The 2,449-nt window shown below is 62.8% G+C and carries 3 protein-coding genes; all 3 read left to right on the forward strand.

The annotated features are described in order from the left end of the window. Window positions 1-1,131 (forward strand): GNAT family N-acetyltransferase (locus tag ABFX29_RS08060; protein WP_346038483.1); only part of this gene is annotated, 1,131 nt, incomplete at its 5' end. A gap of 270 nt (window positions 1,132-1,401) precedes the next feature. Beyond that, entirely contained in the window at window positions 1,402-1,968 is a 567-nt protein-coding gene (gene rplJ, locus ABFX29_RS08065) for a 50S ribosomal protein L10 (protein WP_152226442.1), read from the forward strand. A 61-nt stretch (window positions 1,969-2,029) separates the two neighbouring features. Next, complete coding sequence (gene rplL, locus ABFX29_RS08070) at window positions 2,030-2,407, forward strand: 50S ribosomal protein L7/L12 (RefSeq protein WP_091602597.1); 378 nt, start codon at window positions 2,030-2,032, stop codon at window positions 2,405-2,407. The last annotated feature ends 42 nt before the right edge of the window (window positions 2,408-2,449 follow it).

Genomic DNA, 2,449 nt, shown 5'->3' on the forward strand with positions numbered 1-2,449 from the left:
GTTTCCGTGGCTGAACCCGCTTTGGTTCCAGCGGGGTTCTCCGGCAGGATATGGGCCATGACTCCCTTGGCCGTGGAACCGTTCGTCCTGCCGCAAAGCTCCGAATCGCCGGACGCGGGCGGCTTCCTGGCTGTTGCCCGGCTCTTCAATGACCAGCAGCGCGAGATCTGGGGAAATGACGACTTTTGCGAAACGGCCCAGGCGCTGCGGGCCGGTCTCCAAAGCACGTCCACCCGCCGGCGGCAGCTGCTGGTTGCGCGGGCCGGTGCCGGGCAGGAAATCCTCGGCGTTGCCCGGCTCAACCTGCCCCTGACCGATAATCTGCACACAGCCACCATCAACGTGGTGGTGGACGCCCGTTCGCGGCGGAGAGGCATCGGCGCGGCGCTTTGTGCTGCGGCGGAGGAGCAGGCTGCCGCAGACGGACGGCGGACCCTGATAGCGGAGACCGACCATCCGCAGGACGGCGGGGAGGTAACCGCCGTCGACGTTCCGGCGTCGTTCATCCCGCAGGACGCAGCGGCTTCCTTCGCCTTGTCCTGTGGCTTCAGCCTGGAACTCATTGAGCGGATCAGCCGGCTCGACCTTCCGGTGCACGGTGCCGGCGACGGGCTCCCGGACAGCACGGGTTCCTCCGGCTACGAACTCGTCTTCTGGCAGGACGCGTGCCCGGAGGCACTGGTGGATGCCTACGCCCAACTACGGCAGAAGATGAGCACCGACGCCCCCCTGGGTGGCTTGGACCTGACTCCGGAGGTTTGGGACGCGCCCAGGGTCCGGGAAGCTGAGGAGAAGGCACGGGGTATGGGGTATGACGTGCTGGTGTGTGCCGTCCGCCAAGTGGCCTCGGGTGAGCTCGCGGGCCATACCGTGCTGGAAGTCGCCCGGAGCAACCCGGGCGTGGCCTACCAGGACGATACGCTGGTGCTCCAGCACCACCGCGGCAACCGGCTCGGCATGATGTTGAAGGCCGGAAACCTCCAGCAGCTGGGGCAGCTCTTCCCCGATGTGCGTCGGGTGTACACCTGGAACGCCGAGGAGAACAGGTACATGCTGGCCATTAACGACCAGCTCGGGTTCCGCCCCATCGGCTATGCGGGGGAGTGGCAGAAGGAGCTGCAGATCCGGTGATTTGGTCCCTGCCAGGATCTCCCGTACTCTTGAACTACCAAAGACCGTCGGTCGATGTGCCTTCAATCCCACAGTAAATGCTGAACCTTCAGCCTGCACGGGTGGAAACCGGTTGGAGAAACATCCGAAAGTCCCTCATGAGGGCGGCCTGCGCAGGTGAACGAACTGAACTCCGGAGCAATCCGTTGAGTGAAGCCCCGTGCATCTGCCCGGGGCGTTTTTTATGTTCGGGACCCGATCCACCGGCATTATTTCCCCGGAAGGAGGGTTATGGCAACGCCAACCAAGGTGTCAGCAGTTGAAGAAATCGCCAACGATTTCAAGGATTCAACCGCTGCTGTCCTAACCGAATACCGCGGGCTCACCGTTGCACAGCTCAAGGAGCTGCGCCGTTCGCTCGGCCAGGACACCAAGTACTCGGTCGTCAAGAACACCCTGACGGGCATTGCAGCCAAGGAAGCCGGCATCGACGCGTTCGATGGCCAGCTCTCCGGCCCCACTGCAATTGCCTTCATCAAGGGTGACGCAGTTGCCGCTGCGAAGAGCCTGACGGATTTTGCAAAGACCAACCCGCAGCTGATCATCAAGACCGGTATCTTCGAGGGCAACGCCCTTGACGCCTCCGGTGTTGCTGCCCTGGCTGCGCTCGAGTCCCGCGAGTTCCAGCTTGCACGCGTCGCCGGTGTCCTCAAGGCACCGATGTCCATGCTGGCCCGCTCGGTCGATGCCCTGCGCATCAAGCTCGAAGAAGAAGGCGGCGCTGCTGCTCCCGCTGCGGAAGAAGCTCCGGCTGCCGCAGAAGAAGCACCGGCCGCCGAAGCAGCCACCGAAGAGTAATAACTCTTCACCCTCACACTCCGGTGCCTTGGCGCACCACTTATAGGAAGGACGCCACATCATGGCGAAGCTCACCAACGAAGAGCTCATTGAAGCTTTCAAGGAACTGTCCATCATCGAGCTCTCCGACTTCGTGAAGCTCTTCGAAGAGACCTTCGATGTCACCGCTGCTGCTGTTGCAGTTGCCGGTCCGGCTGGCGGCGGCGCTGCTGAAGCTGCTGAAGAGAAGAGCGAATTCGACGTTATCCTCGAAGCCGCTGGCGACAAGAAGATCGCAGTGATCAAGGAAGTCCGCGCGCTGACTTCCCTGGGCCTGAAGGAAGCCAAGGACCTGGTTGACGGTGCTCCGAAGGCTATCCTCGAAGGCGCCAACAAGGAGACCGCTGACAAGGCCAAGGAAGCCCTCGAGGCTGCCGGCGCCACGGTTACCCTCAAGTAGTACTGCTTCTGCGGCACTGCCGCAGGCCAGCAAAAACCCCCG

The sequence above is a fragment of the Arthrobacter gandavensis genome, from assembly GCF_039528575.1.
Taxonomy (GTDB): Bacteria; Actinomycetota; Actinomycetes; order Actinomycetales; family Micrococcaceae; genus Arthrobacter_B; species Arthrobacter_B citreus_B.